The sequence below is a fragment of the Streptomyces sp. NPDC041796 genome, from assembly GCF_055590785.1.
The window spans coordinates 1-26,716 of record NZ_JBVJAH010000012.1 but is presented as its reverse complement, the minus strand read 5'-3'; the positions used below and the strand labels follow the sequence as shown (position 1 = coordinate 26,716).

Genomic DNA, 26,716 nt, shown 5'->3' with positions numbered 1-26,716 from the left:
CACAATCGTCCCGACCGCGAGGAGGGGCCTGGAGAAGGGCGGTCCGCATGCTGCGTACGCGAGCCTGGGTTCGTCGCCTTGCCCCGCTCGCCCTGCCCGTTCTCTGGGGCGGTGTCGCGATCCTGTGGAAACTCATCTGCCCGATCGCCCGGCAGGAGGGCACGGCCGCCAGGATCGCCACCGGCGTCGTCTTCTTCACCGTCGGCTCCGGACTGGTCCTGGGCCTCCGGTGCGGCCTGGTCAAGGAGCTGAAACAGGTCCGCGCCGTCGCCCAGGCGGCCCAGCAGGTCCTGCTGCGCCCGCCGCCGCCCCGGCTGGACGGCCTGTCCCTCGCCGCCGCCCAGCTGTCCGCCGCCCGGGGCGCGGTCGTGGGCGGTGATCTGTACGAGGCGGTCGCCACCCCGCACGGCGTGCGGATCGTCATCGGTGACGTTCGCGGTCACGGCCTGGCCGCGCTCGGGGCGGTCGCCGCCGTACTGGGGAGCTTCCGGGAGGCCGCGCACGACGAGCCCGACCTCGGGGGCGTACTGCGGCGGCTGGAGCGGGCACTCGGGCGGCATCTGCGCGAACGGGCGCGGGAGGAGCACCCGGCGGCGGGCGGGTGGGATCCGGACAGTCCGTCGGCGGAGGAGTTCGTCACCGTCCTGCTGCTGGAGGTCCGCCAGGACGGCGCAGTCATGGCCCTCAACTGCGGGCACCCGTGGCCCTACCGGCTGGGTGGGACGGAGGCCGAACCGGTCGCGGCCGCGGAGCCGTTCCCGCCGCTCGGTGCCTTTCCGCTGCCGGACGAGCTGCCGGTGCACCACTGCGTGACGCTCCGGCCGGGCGAGGCGCTGTTCCTGCACACGGACGGCGCCGAGGACGCGCGGGACGCCTTGGGACGGTTCTTCCGGCTCCAGGACGTGCTCACCGACGCGCTGCGGGAGGCGCCGGTGCCCCCGGCGGCCCTGATCCACCGGGTGCACTCGGCGCTGCTGCGCCACACCGGCGGGCGGCTTTCCGACGATGTGGCCCTGATGGTCGTGCGCAACGACCGTTCCCGGGTACCGGCGCAGTCCGCGGACCCCGGTCTGCGCCGTACCCGCCCTGCGCCCTCCAATCGGTAGCGGCCGGTACGAACATGGACGGTGCGGCCCGCGCCGTCCGCCTGCCGCGGAGTGTCGGGCAGATCGGGCAGGACGGACGGCGCTCGGGCGGGCCGCCGCTGTACGAGGGGGGAGCCGGCGGCCCGGCCGTCTCTGTGAGAGACCGCCCAGTCAACCGGCGCCGGGGGCATGGCGGCAGAGCGCGCGGGGCACGGATACGGGCATTCCGTTCACACCCCGTGCGAACCCGGCTCCATTAGTCTGGGCACACCGAGTCACCGGAGGGGCCCATGCAGCCCAACACCCTGCTCGACGCCCTGCTCGACGAGGCGGGGATATCGCACGCGGGCCTGGCCGCCCACGTCAACCAGGCCGGCCGGGCGAGAGGCCTGGCGCTGCGGTACGAACACACGGCGGTGGCCCGCTGGTTGAAGGGCCAGCGGCCGCGCGGCCAGGTGCCGGACCTGATCTGCGAGGTGCTGGGTGCCCGGTTGCGCCGGCCGGTCACCCTCGACGACATCGGCCTGGGCGTCCCCGGCGAGGCGGCCGTCTCGCACGGCTCACCGCTGTCCGGCTTCGTGGAGCGGGCGACCGCCCTGTGGCGCTCCGACGAACAGCAACGCCCGCACATACTGGGCGCCCCCGCGGTCACCGGCACGCCCGCCGTGATGCCGGTCTGGGAGTGGGAGAACCCCCCGGAGGACGCCGACGTCTCGCGCGACGGGCAGACCCGGGTCAGCATGTCGGACATCACCATGCTGCGCGCGGCCCGCGCCCACTACGAGCTGATGTACCGCCGGGCGGGCGGAATCGCCACCCGTGCCCGGATCGTCGGCTTCCTCAACACCGAGACCGCGCCGCTGCTGCGGGGCGGCTACAACGACGCCCTGGGCCGCCAGTTGCACCGTGCGACCGGCGGCCTGGTGGCTGTCGCCGGGATCTGCGCGTACGACTCGGACGCGCACGGGCTGGCGCAGCGCTACTTCCACCAGGCGCTGCGGCTGGCGAAGGCGAGCGGCGACCGGGGGCTGGGTGCCTATGTGATCGCCCTGCTGGTCAACCAGTCGTTGTTCATGGGGGAGTACCGGCAGGCGGTGGCGTTCGCGGAGGCGGCGCTGCGGACGGCGGGGGAGCAGATCACTCCGGCGCTCGCCGCGGACCTGCACGCGATGCAGGCCAAGGCGTACGCGCACCTCGGTGACGGGTCCGGCGCGCTCAGATGCATCCGGCGCGCGGAGTCGGAGGCGGAGCGGATCCGGCCCGGGCACGAGCCGGACGAGACCGGTTACGTCCAGCCGGGGCTGGTCAATGTGCAGGTCGCCGAAGCCCTGTTGAGCCTGGGGGACCTCGAAGGCGCGCGGGAGCACGCCGCGGCCGCGGTGCGGACTCCCGCGCACGACCGGGGGCGGGTGCACCGGCTCGCCATGCTGAGCCAGATCGAGCTGCGGCAGGGCGAGGTGGACCGGGCCGCGCGGACGGCGGCCGAGATGGCCGAGCGGGCGCGGGGGATGGAGTCGCAGCGGCTGCGCGACCGGCTGCGGGAGGTGCGGGAGCACCTGGTCGCCAGCGGGTGCAGCGACGCGGAGGAGGCGGCCGACCTCATCGACGGGGCGCTGCGCGTGCCGCTGTGACCTTCCCGTGCGACGTTCCGCCGACTCGCTGAGCCTGCTGCGATATTGCCATCTACTTGTCGGAAGGTGGCAGAAAAGTGCAGTGGACGAACCTGAGCGAACAAACCATCTATGAAAACCGGTGGTTCAAGGTCAACCTGGCGGATGTCGCACTCCCCGACGGCCGGCACCTGGACCACTTCCTCATCCGGCTGCGCCCGGTGGCGGTCGCGACCGCCGTCAATGAGGCCAACGAGGTGCTGATGCTGTGGCGGCACCGGTTCATCACCGACAGCTGGGGCTGGGAACTCGCCGCGGGGGTGGTCGAGGACGGCGAGGACATCGCCGCCGCGGCCGCCCGCGAGATGGAGGAGGAGACGGGGTGGCGCCCGGGGCCGTTGCAGCACCTGCTGACCGTCGAGCCGTCCAACGGCCTGACCGACGCCCGCCACCATCTGTACTGGGCGGAGGACGCGACCTATACGGGCCATCCCGAGGACGACTTCGAGTCGTCCCGCCGTGAATGGATACCGCTCAAACTCATCCCCGACATGATCGCCCGCGGAGAGGTCCCGGCCGCCAACATGGCGGCCGGGCTGCTGATGCTGCACCATCTCCGGCTGGGCTGACGCGGATCGCGGGTCAGTTGCCGAGCGCCTGCCAGACCGCCACCGCGAGGGCGCCCACGGCGGTGCACGCGGACACGGCGGGCAGCGGCCACTTGGCCTGCTCCAGAGCCGCGACGCGCGCGGCCAGATCGGTCAGATCACGGTCGATCTGGCCGTGGCGCTGGGCGAGCAGCGCGAGCTGCCCGTCGATCCGGGCGAGCCCGACGTCGAGACAGCGGCGCAGCTCTGCGAACTCCTCCACGGCCGTTAAGTGTTCGGGGTCGGTGGTCACGGTTCTCCGCTCCTCCTCTTCGTTGACTGATCGGATCCGAGTCAACTCCCCGAGGCGGAGCGGAGGGAGCGTGTGCGCAGGGCATATGCGAACACGCTCCGCACACCCCGTGCGAAAGTTCGTCGCGCTCCGTGACGAGCCGGAGGGTCTCGACGGGCGGGTGGCGCCCTACGACCCGTACGGGTAGAAGCCGGAGCCGGTCTTCCGGCCCAGGCGCCCGGCGTCCACCATGCGCTGGAGCAGCGGGGGAGCGGCGTACAGCGGCTCCTTGTACTCGGCGTACATCGAGTCCGCCACCGAGTGGACCGTGTCCAGCCCGATCAGGTCGGCCAGCTTGAGCGGGCCCATGGGGTGGGCGCAGCCCATCTCCATGCCGTTGTCGATGTCCTCGCGGCTGGCGATGCCCGACTCGAACATCCGGATCGCGGAGAGGAGGTACGGGATCAGCAGCGCGTTCACCACGAAGCCGGAGCGGTCCTGGGCGCGGATCGCGTGCTTGCCGAGCACCTTCTCGACCACGGCCTGGGAGCGGCTGATCGTGCCCTCGGAGGTGGTCAGCGCCGGGATCAGCTCGACGAGCTGCTGCACCGGGGCCGGGTTGAAGAAGTGGATGCCGATGACCTGGTCGGGGCGGGACGTCGCCACGGCCAGCTTCACCAGCGGGATGGAGGAGGTGTTGGAGGCGAGGATCGCGTCCTGGCGGGTCACCACCTGGTCCAGCACCTGGAAGATCTCGGTCTTCACCTGCTCGTTCTCGACGACCGCCTCGATGACCAGGTCACGGTCGGCGAACTCGCCGAGGTCGGTGGTGAAGCTGAGCCGGGCGAGCGTCGCGTCACGCTCCTCCTCGGTGATCTTTCCGCGCTGGGCGGCCTTGGAGAGCGAGTTGTACAGCCGGGTACGGCCGATCTCCAGCGCCTCGCCGGTGGTCTCGGCGACCTTGACCTCCAGGCCGCTACGGGCACACACCTCCGCGATGCCCGCGCCCATCTGGCCGCAGCCCACCACTCCGACGCGTTCGATGTCGGTCACATCGTGCCTTTCGCTGATCTTCCCTGCGGCAGGTCCCCCGTGTGATTCCGGCGCCCGCCTCGACCCCACGACGTTACTCCGTTCGCGCGGGTGGAGGGCGGTCCGGGGCGGGCATGCTCTGCGTGGACAGGGAGACACCAGGAGCAACCGACCTGTAAGGGGCATATGAATGCGGCATATCGGCAGACGAAGCCTGGCGGCGGCCGCGCTCGGGGCGGCGGCGTCACTGTGGGCGGCGGCGGACGCCGGCGCGGCGGCGCGACCTGATCGCGAGAACGGCAAGGCCCGCGGGAAGCGGAAGCGGAGGAGGGCCGGCCGGGAGTTCCGCGGCATGTGGCTGGCGACCGTCGCCAACCGCGACTGGCCGTCCAAGCCGGGCCTCCCGGCCGACCGGCAGCGCGCCGAACTGCTGGCCTTCCTCGATGCGGCGGTGGAGCGGCGGCTCAACGCGGTGATCTTCCAGGTGCGGCCCACCGCCGACGCGCTGTGGCCCTCGCCGTACGAGCCGTGGTCGCAGTACCTCACGGGCGTCCAGGGCCGGGACCCGGGCTGGGACCCACTGGGCACGGCCGTGGCGGAGGCACACGCGCGCGGCCTGGAACTGCACGCCTGGTTCAACCCCTACCGGGTGGCCAACCACACCGATCCGGCGAGGCTCGCGGAGGGGCACCCCGCCCGGGTCCACCCGGACTGGGTGCTTCCGTACGGCGGGAAGCTCTACTACGACCCGGGGCTGCCGGAGGTGCGGCGCTTCGTCCAGGACGCCATGCTCGACGCCGTACGCCGCTACGACATCGACGCCGTCCACTTCGACGACTACTTCTACCCGTACCCCGTCCCCGGCCAGGCCTTCGCCGACGACGACACCTACGCCGCGCACGGCGCCGGCTTCCCGGACAAGGCGGCGTGGCGGCGCGACAACATCGACAAGCTGGTGCGGGAGATGTCCGAGCGCATCCGGGAGATCGACAAGGACGTGCGGCTCGGGATCAGCCCGTTCGGCGTGTGGCGCAACATCGCCACCGACCCGCTCGGTTCCGACACCCGGGCGGGCGTGCAGACCTACGACCACCTGCACGCCGACACCCGCAAGTGGGTGAAGGAACGCTGGATCGACTACGTGGTGCCGCAGCTCTACTGGCACATCGGCTTCGCCGCCGCCGACTACGCCAAGCTGGTGCCCTGGTGGGACGACGTGGCGCGCGGCACGGGCGTGGAGCTGTTCGTGGGGGAGGCGCTGTACAAGTGCGGCGACCCCGCCCAGCCCGCCGCCTGGCAGGACCCGGCCGAGCTGTCACGCCACCTCACCCTGGCCGGTGAGTACCCGAGGGTGCGCGGCCATGTGTACTTCTCGGCCAAGGAGGTCGTGACGGACCGCATCGGGGCGATGGCCAGAGTCGTGGCCGATCACTATCCGACACCGGCCCGTCCGCCGGGCTAGCCCGCCCGGGCGGGACCGGCCCCTAGCCGGGCTCCTTGTGACGTACGACGCTGTCGGGGCCCGGGGACATCACGGCTTCGTGTCCGTCGTCGTTGAAGCGGACGCGGTACGGGGGTGTTCCGTCCGGCCCGAGCACCTCGATGACCTCGGCGGTCCTGTCGTGCTGACCGACGACCCTGCCGTGCACCAGCAATGTGTCGCCCACAGTCGCGTGCATCGAGTGACCTCCTCGCGACGGTTTGCCCTGTTTGTCGTTCCGTATGGGGAGTCTACGTCCGCAGGTGTGGTCCGTGTCACCCGGAGGAAGCCGGTCGGGTGTCCGGTCGTTGACGGTGCAACGAGCGTGGCACGGACCACTGACAACCGACCCTCGTCCTGCCAGAGTCCGATCATGGACGAGACGACGACAGCCCCGGACGCGTACGAGATCTCCATCGACGCGGCCCGCCTCGACCGGGCCCGCATCCACCACTGGCTCTCCACCGACGCCTACTGGGCGATCGGCCGCAGCCGCGACAAGCAGGACCGCGCCATCGACGGATCGCTCAACTTCGGCGCGTACGAAGTCTGTTCGGGCGAACTGGTCGCCTACGCCCGCGCCGTCACCGACCACGCGACCTTCGCGTGGCTCTGCGACGTCTACGTCGACCGCCCCGCCCGCGGGAAGGGCCTCGGCACCGCGCTGGTCGAGGCGGTCCGCGACCACTTCGCCCCGCTCGGGATCACGCGCATCATGCTCGCCACGCACGACGCGCACGGCGTGTACGAGAAGATCGGGTTCCAGCCGCTGGACGTGCCCGAGCACTGGATGGCGCTCCGGTTCCCGTAGCTTCCGGCCCACCGGCTAGCCTGGGCGCACAATGAACCGTTTGACCACGTCATGGGGCGCGTACGAACTCGCCCGCTTCCCCGAGGACCCGCGCGACCAACTGCGCGCCTGGGACGCCTCCGACGCCTACCTGCTGGCGCACCTGGCGGAGTCCGCTCCTCCCGTCACCGGCACCGTGGTCGTGGTCGGTGACCGGTGGGGCGCCCTGGCCACATCCCTCGCCGGGCACCACCCCGGCCGGGTCGTCCAGATCACCGACTCGTTCCTCGCCCGCGAGGCCACCCGCGCCAACCTCGCCCGCAACGGCGCCGACGAGGCCTCCGTACAGCTGCTGACGACACGGGACACCCCGCCGGAGCGCATCGACGTCCTCCTGGTCCGCGTCCCCAAGAGCCTCGCGCTCCTGGAGGACCAGCTGCACCGCCTCGCCCCCGCCGTGCACCCCGGGACGGTCGTCGTCGGCACCGGCATGGTCAAGGAGATCCACACCTCCACACTGGGCCTCTTCGAGCGCATCATCGGCCCCACCCGCACGTCCCTGGCCGTGAGGAAGGCCAGGCTCGTCTTCAGTACGCCGGACCCCTCCCTGCCGCGCACCGGCAGCCCCTGGCCGCACCGCTACACCCTCCCCGACGACGCCCCCGCCCCCGTCGCCGGCCGGACCGTCGTCAACCACGCGGGAATCTTCTGCGCCGACCGCCTCGACATCGGTACGCGGTTCTTCCTCCAGCACCTCCCGCGCGGACTCGGTGACTCCCGGGTCGTCGACCTCGGTTGCGGAAACGGGGTGGTGGGCCTCGCCGTGGCACTGGCCGAGCCCGACGCGCGGCTCCTCTTCGCCGACGAGTCCTACCAGGCCGTGGCGTCGGCCGAGGAGACCTTCCGCGCCGGAACCGCGCCCGGCACCGAGGCGGAGTTCCTGGTGGGCGACGGCCTCACCGGCGTACCGGCCGACTCCGTCGACCTGGTGCTCAACAACCCGCCCTTCCACAGCCACCAGGCGATGACCGACCTGACGGCCCGCCGGATGTTCTCCGACGCCCGCCGGGCACTGCGCAGCGGCGGCGAACTGTGGGTCGTCGGCAACCGGCACCTCGGCTACCACGTGACGCTGCGCCGCATCTTCGGCAACTCCGAGGTCGTCGCGGGCGGCCCGAAGTTCGTCGTCCTGAGGGCCGTCAAGAAGTAGACGGCGGCTCGCCCCCGTCCCGCAGGCGGGAGCCGCAGCGACCGCAGAAACGCACGTCGGAGCCGTCGGGGGCGAGCCGGCCGCACTCGGGGCACACCCGGTCGAGCAGACACGCCGCCTCGCCGCCCTCCGGCTCGTCCGCCCGCAGGGCGGGGGCGGGGGCGGTACGGATGGACAGACCCGGGCGCCGGCGGTGCACCGTCAGGTACGTCAGACCCTCCGGCCCCGCCGCCACACCGCGCCGGGCGCCGCGCGGCAGCCACACCAGGCACCCCGCCGCCAGGGGCCGGTCGCCGTCCCCGGTGTCGAGCAGCCCGGCGCCCTCCACGACGTACAGCAGCACGTCCAGGTCGGGCTCGACATGCGGGGCGACCCGGCTGTCGGCGGCCAGGCGCACCACATTGGCGTCCAGTTGCCGGCCGTCCTCCGCGAGCCGCCACAGCGCGCCGCTCCGGTCGGCCGGCACCTCCCGCGTGACGTCCGACATCCGGGCGAGCACGCCGGCCACCGGGTTCGCTGCCACCCTTTCTCCTTCTGCAGTGCGCCACATGGTTGAAGGTGCGGATAATACCGGCCGACCGGGCTCCCCGAGACGTGCTCCGCGGACGTCCGGCGAGGCCACCTCCGCCGTGCGATCCTGGTGGGCATGAACCTGGAGGACCTGGCACGACTGCGCCGCGCCCGGGACGTGATGGACCGTGACTACGCCCAGCCGCTGGACGTGCCGGCGCTGGCGAGGGTCGCCCTGATGTCGCCCGGGCACTTCTCCCGCAGCTTCCGCGCCGCCTTCGGGGAGACGCCCTACAACCACCTGATGACCCGCCGCGTGGAGCGGGCCAAGGCGCTGCTGCGGCGGGGCGACATGAGCGTGACCGAGGTCTGCTTCGCGGTGGGGTGTACCTCGCTCGGGTCGTTCAGCTCGCGCTTCACCGAGCTGGTCGGCGAGAGTCCCAGCGCGTACCGGGCCCGCCGCCACGAGGCCGGCGCCGCGATCCCGGCGTGCGTCGCCAAGATCTACACCCGACCGGTCAGGATCGGAGAAGCACAATCCGCCGCCGCCTCGTAGCGTCGACTGCATGGACATCAAGCTCTCCCAGTGCTTCATCGCAGTCGACGACCACGACAAGGCGCTCGCCTTCTACCGGGACGTTCTCGGAATGGAGGTGCGCAACGACGTCGGGTTCGAGGGGATGCGCTGGGTGACCGTCGGGTCACCCACGCAGCCGGACGTGGAAATCGTCCTCGAACCGCCGCTCGCCGACCCCAACGCCTCCCCGGCCGACCGGCAGGCGATGGCGGAACTGCTGGCCAAGGGCCTGCTGCGCGGAGTGATCTTCTCGACCGACGACGTCGACGCCACGTTCGAACGCATCCGGGCCGCCGGCGCCGAGGTGTTGCAGGAGCCGATGGACCAGCCGTACGGCGTCCGTGACTGCGCCTTCCGCGACCCGGCCGGCAACATGCTCCGCTTCAACCAGCCCCGCAAGCGGTAGGGCCGCCGGGGCGAGGCTCACGCCCACGAGGCCGTCGTGCCCGGCGGAGAGCCGGTGCGCGACGGCCGCCCGCCGACCCGGCACCCCGGCGGGGACGCCGCGTGATGAGCCCACCGGAAAAGCCGTACGTACTCTGCGGCACCGGTCGGATAATCAAGCCACGCGACGCCGAGGGAGACCGCGCACGCGGCCCCGCCCAACGGATGGAGACACGATGAGCACGGCCAAGAGGGCGAAGAGAACTGACACACCTTCGCCCGCGCCGCACGCCGCCGACAGTCACGACCTGATCCGCGTGCACGGGGCACGGGAGAACAACCTCAAGGACGTCAGTATCGAGATCCCGAAGCGCCGTCTGACGGTCTTCACCGGAGTCTCCGGCTCGGGCAAGAGCTCGCTGGTGTTCGACACGATCGCCGCGGAGTCGCAGCGGCTGATCAATGAGACCTACAGCGCTTTCCTGCAAGGGTTCATGCCGACCCTGGCGCGGCCCGAGGTCGACGTCCTCGACGGCCTGACCACCGCGATCACCGTCGACCAGCAGCGGATGGGCGGCGACCCCCGCTCCACCGTCGGCACCGCCACCGACGCCAACGCGATGCTGCGCATCCTCTTCAGCAGGCTCGGCAAGCCGCACATCGGCCCGCCCAGCGCGTACTCCTTCAACACCGCCTCGGTCCGGGCCAGCGGCGCCATCACCGTCGAGCGCGGCGCCAAGACGAAGGCCCAGAAGGCGACCTTCGAGCGCACCGGCGGCATGTGCAACCGCTGCGAGGGCCGCGGCAAGGTCTCCGACATCGACCTCACCCAGCTCTACGACGACTCCAAGTCGATCGCCGAGGGCGCGTTCACCATCCCCGGCTGGAAGTCGGACAACGTGTGGACGGTGGGGATCTACGCCGAGTCGGGCTTCCTGGACCCCAACAAGCCGATCCGCCGCTTCACCAAGAAGGAGATGCACGACTTCCTCTACCGCGAGCCGACCAAGGTGAAGGTCAACGGCGTCAACCTCACCTACGAGGGCCTGATCCCCAAGATCCAGAAGTCGTTCCTGTCCAAGGACAAGGAAGCGATGCAGCCCCACATCCGGGCGTTCGTGGAGCGGGCGGTCACCTTCACCACCTGCCCCGAGTGCGACGGCACCCGGCTCAGCGAGGGAGCCCGCTCCTCGAAGATCGGCAAGATCAGCATCGCCGACGCCTGCGCGATGGAGATCCGCGACCTGGCCGAATGGATCCGTGACCTCAAGGAACCGTCGGTGGCGCCGCTGCTCACCGCGCTCCAGCACACCCTCGACTCCTTCACCGAGATCGGCCTCGGCTACCTCTCGCTCGACCGGCCGGCGGGCACGCTGTCGGGCGGCGAGGCGCAGCGCGTCAAGATGATCCGGCACCTCGGTTCCTCACTCACCGATGTCACGTACGTCTTCGACGAACCCACCATCGGTCTGCACCCGCACGACATCCAGCGGATGAACGACCTGCTGCTGCGGCTGCGGGACAAGGGCAACACGGTGCTCGTGGTGGAGCACAAGCCGGAGACCATCGCCATCGCCGACCACGTCGTGGACCTCGGCCCCGGCGCCGGTACGGCGGGCGGCACCGTCTGCTTCGAGGGCAGCGTCGAGGGGCTGCGGGCGAGCGACACCGTCACCGGCCGCCACCTCGACGACCGCGCCACGCTCAGGAAGACGGTGCGCGAACCCACCGGCACGCTGGAGATCCGTGGCGCGGCGACGAACAACCTGCGGGACGTCGACGTCGACATCCCGCTCGGCGTGCTCTGCGTCGTCACCGGTGTCGCCGGCTCCGGCAAGAGTTCGCTCATCCACGGCTCCATCCCGGTCCCGGAGGGCGTGGTGTCCGTGGACCAGACCCCCATCCGGGGCTCGCGCCGCAGCAACCCGGCGACGTACACCGGACTGCTCGACCCGATCCGCAAGGCGTTCGCCAAGGTCAACGGCGTCAAGCCGGCGCTGTTCAGCGCCAACTCCGAGGGCGCCTGCCCCACCTGCAACGGCGCGGGTGTCGTCTACGTCGACCTCGGCATGATGGCCGGCGTCGACACCCCCTGTGAGGACTGCGAGGGGAAGCGGTTCCAGGCGTCGGTCCTGGAGTACCACCTCGGCGGCCGCGACATCAGCGAGGTGCTCGCCATGTCGGTGACCGAGGCCGAGGAGTTCTTCGGAGCCGGTGAGGCGCGCACCCCGGCCGCCCACAAGATCCTCGAGCGGATGGCGGACGTCGGTCTCGGCTACCTCACCCTCGGCCAGCCGCTCACCACGCTGTCCGGCGGCGAGCGGCAGCGGCTCAAGCTGGCCACGCACATGGGGGACAAGGGCGGCGTCTACGTCCTCGACGAGCCGACCACCGGCCTCCACCTCGCCGACGTCGAGCAGCTGCTCGGCCTCCTCGACCGGCTGGTCGACTCCGGCAAGTCGGTCATCGTCATCGAGCACCACCAGGCGGTCATGGCCCACGCGGACTGGATCATCGACCTCGGCCCCGGCGCCGGTCACGACGGCGGCCGTATCGTCTTCGAGGGCACCCCCGCCGACCTCGTCGCGGCCCGCTCCACCCTCACCGGCGAACACCTCGCGGCGTACGTCGGAGCCTGACCGACGCCCTCGGCGCCGGGTGGCCCGTGCACACCACACGGCTCGCCCGGTGCCGGTGACACGGGCACGGGCATGTCCGCGCCGGACACGGCGGGCCGTCCCGAGCGTCGCGAGGATGTCCTGGTGACGGGACTCGGTGCCCCAGGGCCTCAGGTCTTGCACAGGTGGACGGCGAGCGCGGCGATGTCGTCGTCGAGGCGTCCTCTGCTGTAGCGGAGGAGGTCACGGTGAAGAGCCGTCAGCAGGTCCCGGGGCGGTGTCGGCGGCTGTCCACGCATCCAGGCCGCCAGCGGGAAGAACTCGCCGTCGCGGGAGCGGGCCTCGGCGATCCCGTCGGTGTAGAGGAGCAGCAGGTCGTCGGGGGCGAGGTCATAGGTGTCGACGGTGTACTGGTCGCCGATCAGCTCCGCGAGGCTGAGCAGGGGCGATGGGGTGGCCGGCTCGAGGACACGGAGAGTTCCGCGGTTCAGGAGCAGTGGCGGGGGGTGTCCGCAATTGAGGATGTCGATGTGTCTGCCCTCGTGCGGGATCTCGACGAGCAGGGCGGTGGCGAAGCGCTCCATCGGCCCCTCCGGGGGAAAGGCGGCGTTGTAACGGGCGCTGCTGGCGTCCAGCCTGCGTGCGACGTCGACCATGTCCCGTTCGCCGTAGGCCGCCTCCCGGAAGGCGTTGACGATCGCCGCGGCCGCCCCCACCGCCGGCAGGCCCTTGCCCCGCACGTCACCGATGAGCAGCCTGACCCCGTACGGCGTGTCGACCACCTCGTAGAAATCCCCGCCGATGCGGGCCTCCGCCGCGGCCGCGAGGTACAGCGACTCGATCTCGATGCTGCCCAAACGGCGCGGCATCGGGCTCAGCACCACCTGCTGCGCCGCGTCGGCGACGAGCCGTACCTGGAAGAGCGTGCGCTCCCGCTGGAGCCGGACGTGGCTTCCGTACGCGGCGGCCACGGTGACCGCGATGATCCCCGCGACCGTCCACCACGTCCCCAGGTCGGGGAAGACGAGGCTGAGGCCGATCATCAGGCAGAGACAGACCGTCCCCAGCAGGATCGTGGGGAGCACCGGCCACATCGCGGCGGCGAGGGCGGGCGCCGCGGGCAGGAGACGGCTGAAGGCCATTTCCGGGGGAGTGCTGTACGCCAGGCTGGCGATGACGACGGTCAGGATGACGGGCGACAGCCGCACCAGTCTTCCCGGGCCGGGGCGCCTGCGGAGACGCGGCCGTCCAGACTCGATCACACTTCCCAGAATATCCGGGCAATGAGGGCATAGCCCTCTGACGATCAGGCCGGCTCCCCGTTCCCCCCCGCTCAACGGTCGACGAGTGCCCTTGTCGGGCCGCGGTCGTCGGCGCCCCCGGCCGCTCGCCCGCTCGCCCGGATCCGCGGCCGGCCGTGCGGGTCCGGGCGGGCGGGCTGCCCCTTACGCGGTGCCGTCCCGCCAGACCGGGTTGTGGTGGCCGTCGGCGTCGGACTTGTAGATGTACATCCGGATGGGGGTGCCCTCGGGCAGGTCGAGGTACTTCCACGGCGTGCAGTAGGGCGCGTAGTGCCCCTTGGTGGTGACCGAGGAGTCGAAGTCACCGTCCCGGCCTATGTCGATGCGGACGTAGATGGCGTAACCGTCGGACCACTGGTCGCACGCCCGGAACGAGTCGCCCTTGAGGTCTCCGGACGGGTCCTGCTGCCACTCGCCGTACCCGCCGCCCCCGTACGCGCCGTAGCTCCAGGCGCTCGCGGGGGTGGCCAGCGAGAAGGTGAGGCCCATTGCGGCGAGCATGACAGCCGCGGCCTTGGTCTTGCGCAGACGCATGTGACAGTCCTTCCATGGAAGCTGCACCGCCCGGCGCCCGTACGGCGACCCGGGGCTGCAGTTGATCATCGCGGAGCCTAGTACGCCGGTCCGTCGCACCGGCAAGTCGCCCTGAGGGACGTGCACTTGCTCCCGATCGGCCGCTCCGTGCGGAGCGACCGCACCGGGCCTGGTGCCGGGAGTGTCCGGACGGGCCAAGGGATCCGTGTCATGACGTACCGCTGCCGTCCCGCTACCCGGCGGGCCCGTAGCGGCACCGGCAGGCCTTTGCATAACACTGCAAGGCTGCGTATAGTCATGCCATCGACGAGGAGGGTCCGATGGCAGTACGAGCAGCAGTGGCAGGCGCGAGCGGATACGCGGGCGGAGAGGTGCTCCGTCTGCTCCTCGGCCACCCGCGGGTCGAGATCGGCGCCCTGACCGGCCACTCCAACGCCGGCCAGAAGTTCGGCACGCTGCAGCCCCACCTGCTGCCGCTCGCCGACCGGGTCCTGGAGCCCACCACGCCCGAGGTCCTCGCCGGTCACGACGTGGTCTTCCTCGCCCTGCCGCATGGCCAGTCCGCCGCCGTCGCCGAGCAGCTCGGTCACGACGTCCTGGTCGTCGACATGGGCGCCGACTTCCGGCTGAAGGACGCCGCCGACTGGGAGAAGTTCTACGGCTCCGCCCACGCCGGCACCTGGCCCTACGGCCTTCCCGAGCTGCCGGGCGCCCGCGCCGCGCTGGAGGGCGCCAGGCGCATCGCGGTGCCCGGCTGCTACCCCACCGCCGTGTCGCTCGCCCTGTTCCCCGCGTACGCCGGCGGCCTCGCCGAGCCGGAGGCGGTGATCGTCGCCGCGACCGGCACGTCCGGCGCGGGCAAGGCGCTCAAGCCGCACCTGCTGGGCTCCGAGGTGATGGGCTCCATGAGCCCCTACGGCGTCGGCGGCGGGCACCGCCACACCCCGGAGATGATGCAGAACCTCGGCGCGGTCGCCGGCGAGCCGGTCACCGTCTCCTTCACCCCGACCCTCGCCCCCATGGCGCGCGGCATCCTCGCCACGTGCAGCGCCAAGGCGAAGCCGGGCACCACGGCCGAGGACGTCCGGGCCGCCTACGCCAAGGCGTACGGCGACGAGCCGTTCGTCCGCCTCCTCCCCGAGGGCCAGTGGCCCGCGACGGCGTCCGTCTACGGTTCCAACGCCGTTCAGGTGCAGGTCGCGTACGACCCGGTGGCGGGCCGCATCATCGCGATCAGCGCCATCGACAACCTCACCAAGGGCACCGCCGGCGGCGCGGTGCAGAGCATGAACATCGCCCTCGGGCTTGCCGAGGACACGGGTCTTTCCACGACCGGAGTCGCCCCGTGAGCGACGTGCGCGCAGCCGCCGGGCCGCAGACGACGATGATGCCCGCACCTCTGCGCTGCGGGGGCGGAGAAGCGAACGGAGATACACAGTGAGCGTCACGGCAGCAAAGGGATTCACGGCCGCGGGGATCGCGGCCGGGATCAAGGCGAACGGCAACCCGGACCTGGCCCTCGTGGTCAACACCGGGCCCCGCCGTGCCGCCGCGGGCGTCTTCACCTCCAACCGTGTCAAGGCCGCGCCCGTCCTGTGGTCCGAGCAGGTCCTGAAGACCGGCGAGCTGCGGGCCGTCGTGCTGAACTCCGGCGGCGCCAACGCCTGCACCGGCCCCAAGGGCTTCCAGGACACCCACGCCACCGCCGAGAAGGTCGCCGAGGTCCTGGAGATCGGCGCGGGTGAGGTCGCCGTCGCGTCCACCGGCCTGATCGGCGTACTCCTGCCCATGGACAAGCTCCTCCCGGGCGTCGAGAAGGCGGCGAAGGAGCTCTCCGAGCACGGTGGCGAGAAGGCCGCCATCGCCATCAAGACCACCGACACCGTGCACAAGACCTCCGTGGTCACCAAGGACGGCTGGACCGTCGGCGGCATGGCCAAGGGCGCCGGCATGCTCGCCCCCGGCCTCGCGACCATGCTCGTCGTGGTCACCACCGACGCCGACGTCGACGCCCCGACCCTCGACAAGGCGCTGCGCGACGCCACCCGTGTCACCTTCGACCGGGTCGACTCCGACGGCTGCATGTCCACCAACGACACCGTGCTGCTCCTGGCCTCCGGTGCGTCCGGAACCACTCCCGCGTACGCCGACTTCGCCGAAGCGGTGACGCAGGTCTGCGACGACCTCGGCCGCCAGCTCATCGGCGACGCCGAGGGCGCCTCCAAGGACATCCGCGTCGAGGTGATCAACGCGGCGAGCGAGGACGACGCCGTCGAGGTGGGCCGCTCCATCGCCCGCAACAACCTCCTCAAGTGCGCCATCCACGGCGAGGACCCCAACTGGGGCCGTGTCCTGTCCGCCATCGGCACCACCAGGGCCGCCTTCGAGCCCGACCGGCTCAATGTCGCCATCAACGGCGTCTGGGTCTGCAAGAACGGCTCCGTCGGTGAGGACCGGGACCTCGTCGACATGCGGTACCGGGAAGTGAGGATCACCGCCGACCTGGCGGCCGGCTCCGCGTCCGCCGTCATCTGGACCAACGACCTCACCGCCGACTACGTCCACGAGAACAGCGCGTACAGCTCATGAGCACTCGTAAGCACACCGCACTGCCCAAGGCGCAGATCCTCATCGAGGCGCTGCCCTGGCTGACCCGCCACCACGGCAAGACCGTCGTCATCAAGTTCGGCGGCAACGCCATGGTCGACGAGGAGCTGAAGGCGGCCTTCGCCCAGGACGTCGTCTTCCTCCGCCACGCCGGCCTGAAGCCGGTCGTCGTGCACGGCGGCGGCCCGCAGATCAGCGCCGCACTGGACCGGCACGGCATCGTCAGCGAGTTCAAGGCGGGCCTGAGGGTCACCACCGAGGACGCGATGGACGTCGTCCGCATGGTCCTCGCCGGACAGGTCCAGCGTGAACTCGTGGGGCTGCTGAACCAGCACGGCCCGTTCGCCGTCGGTATGACCGGCGAGGACGCGCACACCATCACCGCCACCAAGCACCGGCCGCGCATCGAGGGCGAGCTCGTCGACATCGGTCGCGTCGGTGAGATCACCGAGATCGACACCGGTGCCATCGAGGCACTGCTCGACAACGGCCGCATCCCGGTCGTCTCGTCGATCGCCCGTTCCCAGGACGACGGACATGTCTACAACGTCAATGCTGATACGGCGGCTGCGGCACTCGCTGCGGCGCTGGGTGCCGAGACCCTGATGGTCCTGACCGACGTCGAGGGCCTCTACGAGGACTGGCCCAACAGCGACGAGGTCATCAGCCGGCTCACCGCCGGCGAGCTGGAGAAACTGCTGCCCGAACTCTCCAGCGGAATGGTCCCCAAGATGGAGGGCTGCCTGCACGCCGTACGCAACGGTGTCACCACCGCGCGCGTGATCGACGGACGTGTGCAGCACGCCATCCTGCTGGAGATCTTCACCGACGAGGGCGTCGGCACGATGGTCGTGCCGGACGGACAGGGGGAGTGATGACCGCAAACGCGCACCTGATCGAGCGCTGGCAAGGCGCGCTGATGGACAACTACGGCACGCCCAGGCTCCCTCTCGTACGCGGTGAGGGCGCCAAGGTCTGGGACGCGGACGGCACCGAGTACCTCGACTTCGTCGGTGGCATCGCCGTCAACGCCCTCGGCCACGCCCACCCCGCCGTCGTCGAGGCGGTGTCGCGGCAGGTCGCCTCCCTCGGCCACGTCTCCAACCTCTTCGTCGCCGAGCCGCCGGTCGCCCTCGCGGAGCGGCTGCTGCAGCTCTTCGGCCGTCCCGGCCGGGTCTTCTTCTGCAACTCCGGCGCCGAGGCCAACGAGGCGGCCTTCAAGATCGGGCGGCTGACCGGCCGGACGCACATGGTGGCCACGACCGGCGGCTTCCACGGCCGGACCATGGGCTCCCTCGCCCTCACCGGCCAGCCCGGCAAGCGGGAGCCGTTCCTGCCGCTGCCCGGGGACGTCACGCACGTGCCGTACGGAGACGTCGACGCGCTCCGTTCCGCCGTGACGGAGAGCACCGCTCTTGTCGTCATCGAGCCCATCCAGGGCGAGAACGGGGTGGTGGTCCCGCCCCCCGGTTACCTGAAGGCCGCCCGCGAGATCACCCGAGCCACCGGCACCCTGCTGGTCCTCGACGAGGTGCAGACCGGCATTGGGCGGTGCGGTCACTGGTTCGAGCACCAGGCCCACGGCGTCGAGCCGGACCTCGTCACCCTCGCCAAGGGCCTGGGCGGTGGCCTGCCCATCGGCGCGACCGTCGCCTTCGGCCCGGCGGCCGAGCTGCTGAAGCCCGGCCACCACGGCACGACCTTCGGCGGCAACCCGGTCGCGTGCGCCGCCGGACTCGCCGTACTCGACACCCTCTCCACCGGTTCGGCCCTCGATGACGTCAAGCGTCTCGGGGAGAGGCTGCGGGACGGAATCGAGTCCCTCGGCCACCCGCTGGTCTCCCACGTCCGCGGTGCGGGTCTCCTGCTGGGTATCGTGCTCACCGAGCCCCTCGCGCCCCAGGTGCAGCAGGCGGCTCAGGACGCCGGCCTCCTGGTGAACGCGCCCGCCCCCGATGTCGTACGGCTCATGCCACCGCTGATCATCGGTGACGACGAAGTGGACGCCTTCCTCCGGGCCCTGCCCGGCGTCCTCAGCAGCGTGCACGGGGAAGGACGATCCGGAGAATGAGACGACGATGACCGACGCGCAGGAGACCGAGCACTGGGGGTCCCCCCAGGCGGAGCCTGGGGGAGGGCCGTCCGTTCCGCAGACCCGCACCGCACGCCACCGCCGGATCGTGGACATCCTCAACCGGCAGCCGGTGCGTTCCCAGAGCCAGCTGGCGAAGCTCCTCGCCGACGACGGGCTGAGCGTCACCCAGGCGACGCTCTCCCGCGACCTCGACGAGCTGGGCGCGGTGAAGATCCGCAACACGGGCGGCGAACTGATCTACGCGGTGCCCAGCGAGGGCGGCTTCCGCACCCCGCAGGCACCGCTCGGCGAGTCGGCCAAGGAGGAGCGGATGCGACGCCTCTCGGGCGAACTGCTGATCTCCGCCGAGGCCTCCGCCAACCTGGTCGTGCTGCGGACGCCGCCGGGCGCCGCCCAGTTCCTCGCGTCGGCCATCGACCAGGCGGAGCTGCACCCCATCCTCGGCACCATCGCGGGCGACGACACGCTGCTGCTCATCTCCCGCGACCCGGCGGGCGGCCAGGCCCTGGCGGACCACTTGCTGCGGCTGGCGCAGAAGGAGCGGTAGTCACCGGGTGGAGCGCCGCTCTCGGGGTGGAGCGCCACATGCGTGTGCGGAGCGCCACATGCGTGTGCGGAGCGCCGCATGCGTGTGCGGAGCGCCGCTCTCGGAGTGGAGCGCCGCTCTCAGTGTGGATCACCGCTCTCGAGGCGGAGCACCGCACCACAGGGTGGAGCGCCGCTCTCGGGGTGGAGCACTGCTCCACGGTGGGGTCCACTGCTCCACGGGCTGAGCGCCGCTCACTTCGGAGAGCGGCGCTCTCTCAGGACCGGACCCGGACGATCGCGGTCCGGCCGCCGCCGCTCGTCCCGATCGCGATGTGCGGCCGCCGCGCCGGCTTGGCCCACGCCAGGATCCGACGCATCGCGCCCGCCGGTACGGCCACACAACCGGTCGTCGCCCCACGCCCCTTGACGTGCAGGAAGATCCCCGCGCCGCGCCCGCGCACCGGGCGGTCGTAGTTGAAGCCGATCACCAGGGCGTGCGCGTACCGCCTGCCGTAGGTGATCAGGTGTTCCGCCTCCTTCGCCCGGCAGTCGGAGGGCAGGCCCTCCACCCAGCGGTTGTACGCGCGGGAGCGGTTGTCCTGGCACCACCAGGAGTCACGCGTCACCCGCCGGTGAGGCATGGCTGTGCCCGCCGGTGCGGGGTCGATGCCGAAGGCGTACGGCAGGGGATGGAGGCCCGTCGGTGTGGTCGACGTGCCCTGGCGCCGCCGGGCCCCCTCCACCAGGCCGTTCGCCCCGAACCGCGCGGCCGCCGACCCCACCCTCGTCCACCGCCCGCCACGCCGGTCCCACCACGTCACCGTCCCGGTGGTGGACCCGGCGTGCGGCGCCTCGGCCGTGATCAACTGCGTACCGCCGCCCGTGTCGGCCATCCGCGCGGGCAGCGGTTCACCGCCCACGGGCGCGGCGGGAGCCAGCAGGAGTACGGACGCGAGGAGGAGACCGAGGCGCATGCCCCGGACCGTATGCGCCCCGCCCGCCCGCCGCTCCCCGGACGCGGCCGAACAGACGTCGCTGCCCTAGAGGACGTCCGTCCGTGACGGGAGCGGCAGCGGCAGGGCCGGCAGCCCGTCCAGGCTGACGCCCACGTGCTCCTTCTTCTCGCAGTACGCGGCGAACTCCTCGTCCGTCTTGCGGCCGAAGTGTTCGGCGTGCTGGGTGCGCTCCTCGCGGTAGTCCATGAACGGAACGGCGAAGCCGCAGGCGTCGCTGATCCTCTGCGCGTGGACGACGACGACGGCGCGGGCCGCCGGGCCGTCGACGTCCTTGAAGTACGCGATGTACTCCGCCCACCGCGGATCGTCCCGGAAGATCGCCTCGCCCTTCCCGTGCACCCGCAGCACCTTGGGCGGGCCGCTGAACGCACACCACATCAGGGTGATCCGGCCGTTGCCCTCCTCACGCAGATGGGCCACGGTCTCGGCGCCGCTGCCGCCGAAGTCGAGGTAGGCCAGCGTGAGTTCGTCGATGATGACGAGGGTGCCCTTGCGTCCCTTGGGGGAGACGTTGACGTGTCCGTCGCCCGTCAGCGGGGCGGAGGCGGTGAAGAAGACGGGCTGCTGCTCGATGAAGTCACGTATACGGCCCTCGATGCGTGCGTACTTTTGACCCATGGGCGGGATTATCGTTCTCCGCCCCCGCCCCCGCCCCCGCCCCCGCCCCCGCCCCCGCCCCACCCAATGGCCCGGCGCCGGCCGATGGTTGCCGCGCCGCGGGATGCCGCCACCGCCCGCCCCGCCACCCCGGCGCCCCCGGCCCACCGTCCCCCTCCCGTGGCCGGCCCGAGCCCCCGGCATCCGCGTTGACAAAACATACGGCGGTCTGCATAGTTATACCTGTCAGTGAATGCACCGTAAGGAGAAACCCGTGACCGAGCGCGTCGTACTCGCCTACTCGGGCGGACTGGACACCTCCGTCGCCATCGGTTGGATCGCCGAGGAGACGGGTGCCGAGGTCATCGCCGTCGCCGTGGACGTCGGCCAGGGCGGCGAGGACCTGGACGTCATCCGCAAGCGCGCGCTCGCCTGCGGTGCGGTCGAGGCCGAGGTCGCGGACGCCAGGGACGAGTTCGCCGACGAGTACTGCCTCCCGGCGATCAAGGCCAACGCCCTGTACATGGACCGTTACCCGCTGGTCTCGGCACTCTCCCGGCCCGCGATCGTCAAGCACCTGGTCGCCGCCGCCAGGAAGCACAACGCCTCGATCGTCGCCCACGGCTGCACCGGCAAGGGCAACGACCAGGTCCGCTTCGAGGCCGGCATCCAGGCCCTCGGCCCGGACCTGAAGTGCATCGCCCCGGTCCGTGACTACGCCATGACCCGCGACAAGGCCATCGCCTTCGCGGAGAAGGCCGAGCTGCCGATCGCGACCACCAAGAAGTCCCCGTACTCCATCGACCAGAACGTCTTCGGGCGGGCCGTGGAGACCGGTTTCCTCGAGGACATCTGGAACGCGCCGATCGAGGACATCTACGAGTACACCTCCAACCCGGCCACCCCGCGCGAGGCCGACGAGGTGATCATCACCTTCAAGGAGGGCGTGCCCGTCGCCATCGACGGCAAGCCGGTCACCGTCCTCCAGGCCATCCAGCAGCTCAACGAGCGCGCCGGCGCCCAGGGCATCGGCCGGATCGACATGGTCGAGGACCGGCTCGTGGGCATCAAGTCCCGCGAGGTCTACGAGGCTCCCGGCGCCATCGCGCTGATCACCGCCCACCAGGAGCTGGAGAACGTCACCGTCGAGCGCGAGCTGGCGCGCTACAAGCGGCAGGTGGAGCAGCGCTGGGGCGAGCTGGTCTACGACGGCCTGTGGTTCTCGCCGCTCAAGCGGGCCCTGGACGGCTTCATCAACGAGGCCAACCAGCACGTCTCCGGCGACATCCGGATGACCCTGCACGGCGGCCGCGCCGTCGTCACCGGCCGGAAGTCCGACGAGTCGCTGTACGACTTCAACCTGGCCACGTACGACTCGGGCGACACCTTCGACCAGTCGAAGGCACAGGGCTTCATCGACATCTTCGCGCTGTCGTCGAAGATCGCCGCCAAGCGTGACCTGTCCTGACACCGACTCGTTCGACAGCCGCCTCCCCGTTCCCCGTGGGCGGGGAGGCGGCGTACTTCCACAGCCGTGAGGAGCTTGAAGCAGTGAGCAGCAACAACGGTGACGTCCGGCTCTGGGGCGGACGTTTCGCCGACGGCCCCGCCGAGGCGCTGGCCAAGCTGTCGGCGTCCGTGCACTTCGACTGGCGTCTCGCGCCGTACGACATCGCCGGCTCTCGCGCCCACGCCCGTGTGCTCCACAAGGCCGGGCTGCTCACCGCCGACGAGCTGACCCGCATGCTGGCGGGCCTCGACCAGTTGGAGGCGGACGTCGCGGACGGCTCCTTCACCGGCACCATCGCCGACGAGGACGTCCACACCGCGCTGGAGCGCGGCCTGCTGGAGCGGCTCGGCCCGGACCTCGGCGGCAAGCTGCGGGCGGGCCGGTCCCGCAACGACCAGGTCGCCACGCTGTTCCGGATGTACCTGCGCGACCACGCCCGGATCATCGGCGGCCTCGTCGCCGACCTCCAGGACGCCCTCGTGGGCCTCGCCGAGGCGCACCCGGACGTCGCCATGCCGGGGCGTACGCACCTCCAGCACGCCCAGCCGGTGCTGTTCGCCCACCACGTGCTGGCACACGTCCAGTCCCTCTCCCGGGACGCGGAGCGGCTGCGCCAGTGGGACAAGCGGACGGCGGTGTCCCCGTACGGCTCCGGCGCGCTGGCCGGTTCGTCGCTCGGGCTCGACCCGGAGGCGGTCGCCAAGGACCTGGGCTTCGAGAACGGCAGCGCGGGCAACTCCATCGACGGCACGGCATCGCGCGACTTCGTCGCCGAGTTCGCCTTCATCACCGCGATGATCGGGGTGAACCTCTCCCGGATCGCCGAGGAGATCATCATCTGGAACACGAAGGAGTTCTCCTTCGTGACCCTGCACGACGCCTTCTCCACCGGCTCGTCGATCATGCCGCAGAAGAAGAACCCGGACATCGCCGAGCTCGCGCGCGGCAAGTCCGGCCGCCTCATCGGCAACCTCACGGGCCTGCTCGCCACCCTCAAGGCCCTGCCGCTCGCGTACAACCGCGACCTTCAGGAGGACAAGGAACCGGTCTTCGACTCCTGCGACCAGCTGGAGGTCCTGCTGCCCGCCTTCACCGGCATGATGGCCACGCTCACGGTCAACCGGGAGCGGATGGAGGAGCTCGCCCCGGCCGGCTTCTCCCTCGCGACCGACATCGCAGAGTGGCTGGTCAAGCAGGGTGTGCCGTTCCGGGTGGCGCACGAGGTCGCGGGCGAGTGCGTCAAGGAGTGCGAGGCGCACGGCATCGAGCTGGACGAGCTGACCGACGAGCAGTTCGCCAAGATCTCCGAGCACCTCACCCCCGAGGTGCGGACCGTCCTGAACGTCCCCGGCGCCCTCGCCTCCCGCAGCGGCCGGGGCGGCACGGCCCCCTCCGCCGTCGCCACGCAGCTCGCCGAGCTCAAGGCCGACCTGGTGATCCAGCGCGCATGGGCCACCGCCAAGCAGTAGTCCGGCAGATCACAGCGCCGCCGCCCAGTCCGCGAGCGCGTCGAAGTCCGGCCGGGTCAGGCCGACACGCGGATCGACGTGCACCAGGAGGGCGGCGGCGAGGTGTTCCCGCTCCACCATCTCGCGGTCGTACGCGGTGATGTCGTCGTCGACCCAGGCGAACGGCCGGCCCGCCGCGTACGGAAGGATGTACTGCGTCTTCCAGAAGGTCCCGCGAGGGGCCTTTCCGTGCATCTGGGGCCAGTCGATGTACGGCAGCTCGGGCAGCCCGAGATGCGGCCCTATCCACTCGTTGGCCTCGCCCTTCCACGTGGTCGCCCAGACCAGGTCGTAGAGGCGGGACAGCGCCCGCAGCTCCTCGCCGTGCGCGGGGTTGAGCCACACGCGCAGCGGCTTCACCTCCGTCCAGCCCGTCGGCCGCATCCGGTGGGTGGTGTACCCCTCCGGTCTGCGCTGGGCCTGGGCGGCGTACGGATTGAGCGGACCGTCGACGTCGATCAGCAGCAGTGGCTTCATGCGCCTCAGCATCGTGTTCCTTCCTCGTGTGAGTCGATCGAATTTCGAATGAGACATCTATGTCTCACGTGGGTTATGGTTGTCTCATGACAGTCGACCGTGAGCAGGTGCTGCGCACCGCCGCCGCCCTCCTCTCCCGCAAGGCGACCGCCACCATGGACGAGGTCGCCCGCGCCGCCGGCATCGGCCGCGCGACCCTCCACCGGCACTTCGCCGGGCGGGACGCGCTGGTCAGGGCCCTGGAGGCGCTCGGCATCCAGGAGTTCGAGGCGGCCATCGAGGCCGCCCGGTTCGACGACGGCACCGCCGAGGAGGCGCTGCGGCGGCTCATCGCCGGCGTGGAGCCGATCGCCGGGCTGCTCGCGTTCCTCGTCACCGAGAATCAGCTCTTCGAGGGCGACCAGGTGAACGAGGGCTGGGCCCGCCTCGACGCCCGTGTCGCCGCGCTCTTCCGGCGCGGCCAGGAGCGGGGCGAGTTCCGGATCGACCTCACACCCGCCTGGCTCACCGAGGCGCTCTACGGCCTCATCGGCACCTGTGCGTGGGCCGTGCAGGACGGGCGGGTCGCCGCCAAGGACTTCCAGTACATGATCGCCGAGCTGCTGCTCGGCGGAGCACGCAGGAGCGTGGAGTGATGACCCGTACCCTTCAGCCGACCAAGGAAGCGGAGGTTCTGCGCCGCCCGGGCCGGTGGCTGGCACTGGCCGTCCTGGTCCTGGCCGTGCTGCTGGTGGCTGTCGACGCCACCGTACTGGGCCTCGCCACCCCGTTCCTCAGCGAGGACCTCCAGCCGACCGGCACGCAACTGCTGTGGATCGGCGACGTCTACTCCTTCGTCATCGCCGGACTGCTCGTCTCCATGGGCAGCCTCGGCGACCGCATCGGCCGCAAGAAGCTGCTCCTGACCGGAGCCGCCGCCTTCGGTGCCGTCTCCGTGCTCAACGCGTACGCCACCACCCCCGAGATGATGATCGTGGCCCGCGCGCTGCTCGGCGTCGCCGGCGCGACCCTCATGCCGTCCACACTGGCGCTCATCCGCAACCTGTTCCACGACCCGCGCGAGCGCAGCTTCGCCATCGGTATCTGGGGCGCCATGGCGTCGGCCGGCGCGGCCGTGGGACCGGTCGTCGGCGGGTTCCTGCTGGAGCACTTCTGGTGGGGCTCCGTCTTCCTGATCAACCTGCCGGTGATGGTCGTCCTCGTCGTCGTCGGCATCAAGTACATCCCCGAGTCGAAGAACCCGGCGCCCGGCCCCTGGGACCTGCTCAGCGTCGCCCTCTCACTCATCGGCATGATCGGTGTCGTGTACGCGGTCAAGGAGATCGCCGCGCACGGCCCGAGCCCCGACATGGCCGTCGCCGCCGTCGTCGGTGTGACCGCGCTGGCCTGGTTCGTACGCCGGCAGCTCCGCCTCGACGCGCCACTGCTCGACATGCGGCTGTTCCACCACCGGGGCTTCTCCGGGGCGGTGCTGGCCGACCTGCTGACCATCCTGGGCCTGTCCGGGCTGGTGTTCTTCCTGTCCCAGTTCCTCCAGTTGGTCCAGGGACGTTCCCCCCTGGAGGCGGGCCTGGCCGAACTGCCCGCCGCGGTCGGAGCGGTGACGGCCGGTCTGATCGCCGGCAACGTCGCCCGGCGGTTCTCGGTGCGGTCCGTGGTGGCGGGCGGTCTCGCCGCCGTGGGCCTCGCGCTCGGCGTGCTGACCCTGCTCGACCGGACCACCGGCTACCCGCTGCTCGGCGCGTCCCTGCTGGTCGTCGGTGTCGGCGCGGGCTTCGCGTTCACGGTGACCGCCGACGTGATCCTGTCGAGCGTCCCCCACGAACAGGCGGGCTCCGCCTCGGCGGTGTCCGAGACGGCGTACGAACTCGGCGCGGCGCTCGGCATCGCGCTCCTCGGCTCCGTCGTGACCGGCGTCTACGGCGACTTCGTCACCCCGCCGGGTGTCCCCGCGGCCACCTCGGCGGCGGCGCACGAATCGCTGGGCGGAGCGGTGGAGGCGTCCGCCGGCCTGCCGGACGCGACGGCCGGCGCGCTGGTCACCGCCGCGCAGGACGCCTTCGTCGAGGGCCTGCGCATCGCGGCCGGCGTCGGCGCGGGCGTCCTGCTGGCGACGGCGGTCGCGGCCTGGTTCCTGCTGCGGGGGCAGAAGCTGGCGGAGGGCGTCGAGCACCCGTGACCAGGCCCCGCCCCCGGTCCTGGAGGCCGGGCGCGGGCCCGCCTCCGGCCCTGGCCCCCCGGGCCGACCGCCGGCCGGGCTCCGGCTCCGGGTGAACGCGCGGGGGGGGGGGGGGGGGGGGAGAGGAGGGGGGGGGGGGGGGGGGGGGGGGGGGGGGGGGGGGGGGGGGGAGGGAGGGGGGATTCTTCG

27 protein-coding genes are annotated in these 26,716 nt (G+C 71.4%); 18 read left to right on the top strand and 9 right to left on the bottom strand.

The features are described from left to right. The first annotated feature begins 47 nt into the window (after positions 1-47). From ACZ6C1_RS24300 to ACZ6C1_RS24290, 3 genes are all read left to right on the top strand, one after another. On the top strand, positions 48-1,106 hold the full coding sequence (locus ACZ6C1_RS24300; RefSeq protein WP_469243231.1) for a PP2C family protein-serine/threonine phosphatase: 1,059 nt from the start codon (positions 48-50) through the stop codon (positions 1,104-1,106). Between the two features lie 269 nt (positions 1,107-1,375). Then, on the top strand, positions 1,376-2,716 hold the full coding sequence (locus ACZ6C1_RS24295; RefSeq protein WP_469243230.1) for a transcriptional regulator: 1,341 nt from the start codon (positions 1,376-1,378) through the stop codon (positions 2,714-2,716). Positions 2,717-2,793: 77 nt separating this feature from the next. Next, positions 2,794-3,324: an NUDIX hydrolase gene (locus ACZ6C1_RS24290; protein ID WP_469243229.1), complete on the top strand. Its 531-nt coding sequence runs from the start codon at positions 2,794-2,796 to the stop codon at positions 3,322-3,324. A 13-nt stretch (positions 3,325-3,337) separates the two neighbouring features. Here ACZ6C1_RS24290 and ACZ6C1_RS24285 read toward each other — a convergent pair whose 3' ends face one another. Then, on the bottom strand, positions 3,338-3,595 hold the full coding sequence (locus tag ACZ6C1_RS24285) for a hypothetical protein (RefSeq protein WP_469243228.1): 258 nt from the start codon (positions 3,593-3,595) through the stop codon (positions 3,338-3,340). 168 nt (positions 3,596-3,763) lie between these two features. Further along, entirely contained in the window at positions 3,764-4,627 is an 864-nt protein-coding gene (locus ACZ6C1_RS24280; protein WP_469243227.1) for a 3-hydroxybutyryl-CoA dehydrogenase, read from the bottom strand. Between the two features lie 169 nt (positions 4,628-4,796). Between ACZ6C1_RS24280 and ACZ6C1_RS24275 the strand changes: the two genes are divergently transcribed. Next, a complete protein-coding gene (locus ACZ6C1_RS24275; RefSeq protein ID WP_469243226.1) occupies positions 4,797-6,068 on the top strand; it encodes a glycoside hydrolase family 10-like protein in 1,272 nt (423 codons plus the stop codon). Between the two features lie 22 nt (positions 6,069-6,090). Here ACZ6C1_RS24275 and ACZ6C1_RS24270 read toward each other — a convergent pair whose 3' ends face one another. Then, a complete protein-coding gene (locus tag ACZ6C1_RS24270; protein WP_469243225.1) occupies positions 6,091-6,285 on the bottom strand; it encodes a DUF1918 domain-containing protein in 195 nt (64 codons plus the stop codon). Positions 6,286-6,459: 174 nt separating this feature from the next. Between ACZ6C1_RS24270 and ACZ6C1_RS24265 the strand changes: the two genes are divergently transcribed. After that, a complete protein-coding gene (locus ACZ6C1_RS24265; protein WP_469243224.1) occupies positions 6,460-6,897 on the top strand; it encodes a GNAT family N-acetyltransferase in 438 nt (145 codons plus the stop codon). A 31-nt stretch (positions 6,898-6,928) separates the two neighbouring features. Continuing rightward, on the top strand, positions 6,929-8,086 hold the full coding sequence (locus ACZ6C1_RS24260; RefSeq protein WP_469243223.1) for a methyltransferase: 1,158 nt from the start codon (positions 6,929-6,931) through the stop codon (positions 8,084-8,086). On the opposite strand, the gene ACZ6C1_RS24255 is transcribed toward ACZ6C1_RS24260, so the two are convergent. Next, positions 8,076-8,609 (bottom strand): AraC family ligand binding domain-containing protein, encoded by a 534-nt coding sequence (locus ACZ6C1_RS24255; RefSeq protein WP_469243222.1) that lies wholly within the window; start codon positions 8,607-8,609, stop codon positions 8,076-8,078. The genes ACZ6C1_RS24260 and ACZ6C1_RS24255 overlap by 11 nt on opposite strands. A gap of 123 nt (positions 8,610-8,732) precedes the next feature. Here ACZ6C1_RS24255 and ACZ6C1_RS24250 point away from each other — a divergent pair, with 123 nt between their 5' ends. From ACZ6C1_RS24250 to ACZ6C1_RS24240, 3 genes are all read left to right on the top strand, one after another. Further along, positions 8,733-9,152, top strand: coding sequence for a helix-turn-helix domain-containing protein (locus tag ACZ6C1_RS24250; RefSeq protein ID WP_469243221.1), 420 nt, complete (start codon positions 8,733-8,735; stop codon positions 9,150-9,152). Positions 9,153-9,162: 10 nt separating this feature from the next. Further along, positions 9,163-9,579, top strand: a complete 417-nt coding sequence (locus ACZ6C1_RS24245; protein ID WP_469243220.1) for a VOC family protein — start codon at positions 9,163-9,165, stop codon at positions 9,577-9,579. A gap of 214 nt (positions 9,580-9,793) precedes the next feature. After that, complete coding sequence (locus ACZ6C1_RS24240; RefSeq protein WP_469243219.1) at positions 9,794-12,196, top strand: ATP-binding cassette domain-containing protein; 2,403 nt, start codon at positions 9,794-9,796, stop codon at positions 12,194-12,196. 149 nt (positions 12,197-12,345) lie between these two features. Here the strand turns inward: ACZ6C1_RS24240 and ACZ6C1_RS24235 are convergent, their stop codons facing one another. Then, positions 12,346-13,437: a PP2C family protein-serine/threonine phosphatase gene (locus tag ACZ6C1_RS24235; protein WP_469243218.1), complete on the bottom strand. Its 1,092-nt coding sequence runs from the start codon at positions 13,435-13,437 to the stop codon at positions 12,346-12,348. A 183-nt stretch (positions 13,438-13,620) separates the two neighbouring features. Next, positions 13,621-14,010 (bottom strand): hypothetical protein, encoded by a 390-nt coding sequence (locus ACZ6C1_RS24230; protein WP_469243217.1) that lies wholly within the window; start codon positions 14,008-14,010, stop codon positions 13,621-13,623. Between the two features lie 320 nt (positions 14,011-14,330). On the opposite strand from ACZ6C1_RS24230, the gene argC reads away from it, so the two are divergent. The 5 genes from argC to ACZ6C1_RS24205 all read left to right on the top strand — a co-directional run bounded on the left by argC (position 14,331) and on the right by ACZ6C1_RS24205 (position 19,259). Further along, complete coding sequence (argC, locus tag ACZ6C1_RS24225; protein WP_469243216.1) at positions 14,331-15,359, top strand: N-acetyl-gamma-glutamyl-phosphate reductase; 1,029 nt, start codon at positions 14,331-14,333, stop codon at positions 15,357-15,359. A gap of 88 nt (positions 15,360-15,447) precedes the next feature. Beyond that, positions 15,448-16,599: a bifunctional glutamate N-acetyltransferase/amino-acid acetyltransferase ArgJ gene (gene argJ, locus ACZ6C1_RS24220; protein WP_469243215.1), complete on the top strand. Its 1,152-nt coding sequence runs from the start codon at positions 15,448-15,450 to the stop codon at positions 16,597-16,599. Beyond that, entirely contained in the window at positions 16,596-17,492 is an 897-nt protein-coding gene (gene argB / locus ACZ6C1_RS24215) for an acetylglutamate kinase (RefSeq protein ID WP_469243214.1), read from the top strand. Before argJ ends, argB begins: the two co-directional genes overlap by 4 nt. Beyond that, entirely contained in the window at positions 17,492-18,688 is a 1,197-nt protein-coding gene (locus ACZ6C1_RS24210) for an acetylornithine transaminase (protein WP_469243213.1), read from the top strand. The genes argB and ACZ6C1_RS24210 overlap by 1 nt, the downstream gene beginning before the upstream one ends. 7 nt (positions 18,689-18,695) lie before the next feature. Next, positions 18,696-19,259: an arginine repressor gene (locus tag ACZ6C1_RS24205; RefSeq protein ID WP_382677140.1), complete on the top strand. Its 564-nt coding sequence runs from the start codon at positions 18,696-18,698 to the stop codon at positions 19,257-19,259. Positions 19,260-19,515: 256 nt separating this feature from the next. On the opposite strand, the gene ACZ6C1_RS24200 is transcribed toward ACZ6C1_RS24205, so the two are convergent. Both ACZ6C1_RS24200 and ACZ6C1_RS24195 read right to left on the bottom strand, forming a co-directional pair. Next, positions 19,516-20,214 carry a L,D-transpeptidase family protein gene (locus ACZ6C1_RS24200; RefSeq protein WP_469243212.1) on the bottom strand — a complete coding sequence of 233 codons (699 nt, stop codon included), beginning with the start codon at positions 20,212-20,214 and terminating at the stop codon, positions 19,516-19,518. A gap of 66 nt (positions 20,215-20,280) precedes the next feature. Then, complete coding sequence (locus ACZ6C1_RS24195) at positions 20,281-20,874, bottom strand: pyridoxamine 5'-phosphate oxidase family protein (RefSeq protein WP_469243211.1); 594 nt, start codon at positions 20,872-20,874, stop codon at positions 20,281-20,283. Between the two features lie 253 nt (positions 20,875-21,127). On the opposite strand from ACZ6C1_RS24195, the gene ACZ6C1_RS24190 reads away from it, so the two are divergent. Together ACZ6C1_RS24190 and argH are read left to right on the top strand one after the other, a co-directional pair. After that, entirely contained in the window at positions 21,128-22,321 is a 1,194-nt protein-coding gene (locus ACZ6C1_RS24190; protein WP_469243210.1) for an argininosuccinate synthase, read from the top strand. An 83-nt stretch (positions 22,322-22,404) separates the two neighbouring features. After that, positions 22,405-23,832, top strand: coding sequence for an argininosuccinate lyase (gene argH / locus ACZ6C1_RS24185; protein ID WP_469243209.1), 1,428 nt, complete (start codon positions 22,405-22,407; stop codon positions 23,830-23,832). A gap of 9 nt (positions 23,833-23,841) precedes the next feature. Here argH and ACZ6C1_RS24180 read toward each other — a convergent pair whose 3' ends face one another. Further along, positions 23,842-24,348: an HAD domain-containing protein gene (locus ACZ6C1_RS24180; protein WP_469243208.1), complete on the bottom strand. Its 507-nt coding sequence runs from the start codon at positions 24,346-24,348 to the stop codon at positions 23,842-23,844. Positions 24,349-24,434: 86 nt separating this feature from the next. Between ACZ6C1_RS24180 and ACZ6C1_RS24175 the strand changes: the two genes are divergently transcribed. After that, positions 24,435-24,983 (top strand): TetR/AcrR family transcriptional regulator, encoded by a 549-nt coding sequence (locus tag ACZ6C1_RS24175; RefSeq protein ID WP_469243207.1) that lies wholly within the window; start codon positions 24,435-24,437, stop codon positions 24,981-24,983. Beyond that, positions 24,983-26,527 carry an MFS transporter gene (locus tag ACZ6C1_RS24170; protein WP_469243206.1) on the top strand — a complete coding sequence of 515 codons (1,545 nt, stop codon included), beginning with the start codon at positions 24,983-24,985 and terminating at the stop codon, positions 26,525-26,527. Before ACZ6C1_RS24175 ends, ACZ6C1_RS24170 begins: the two co-directional genes overlap by 1 nt. Positions 26,528-26,716: the final 189 nt, after the last annotated feature.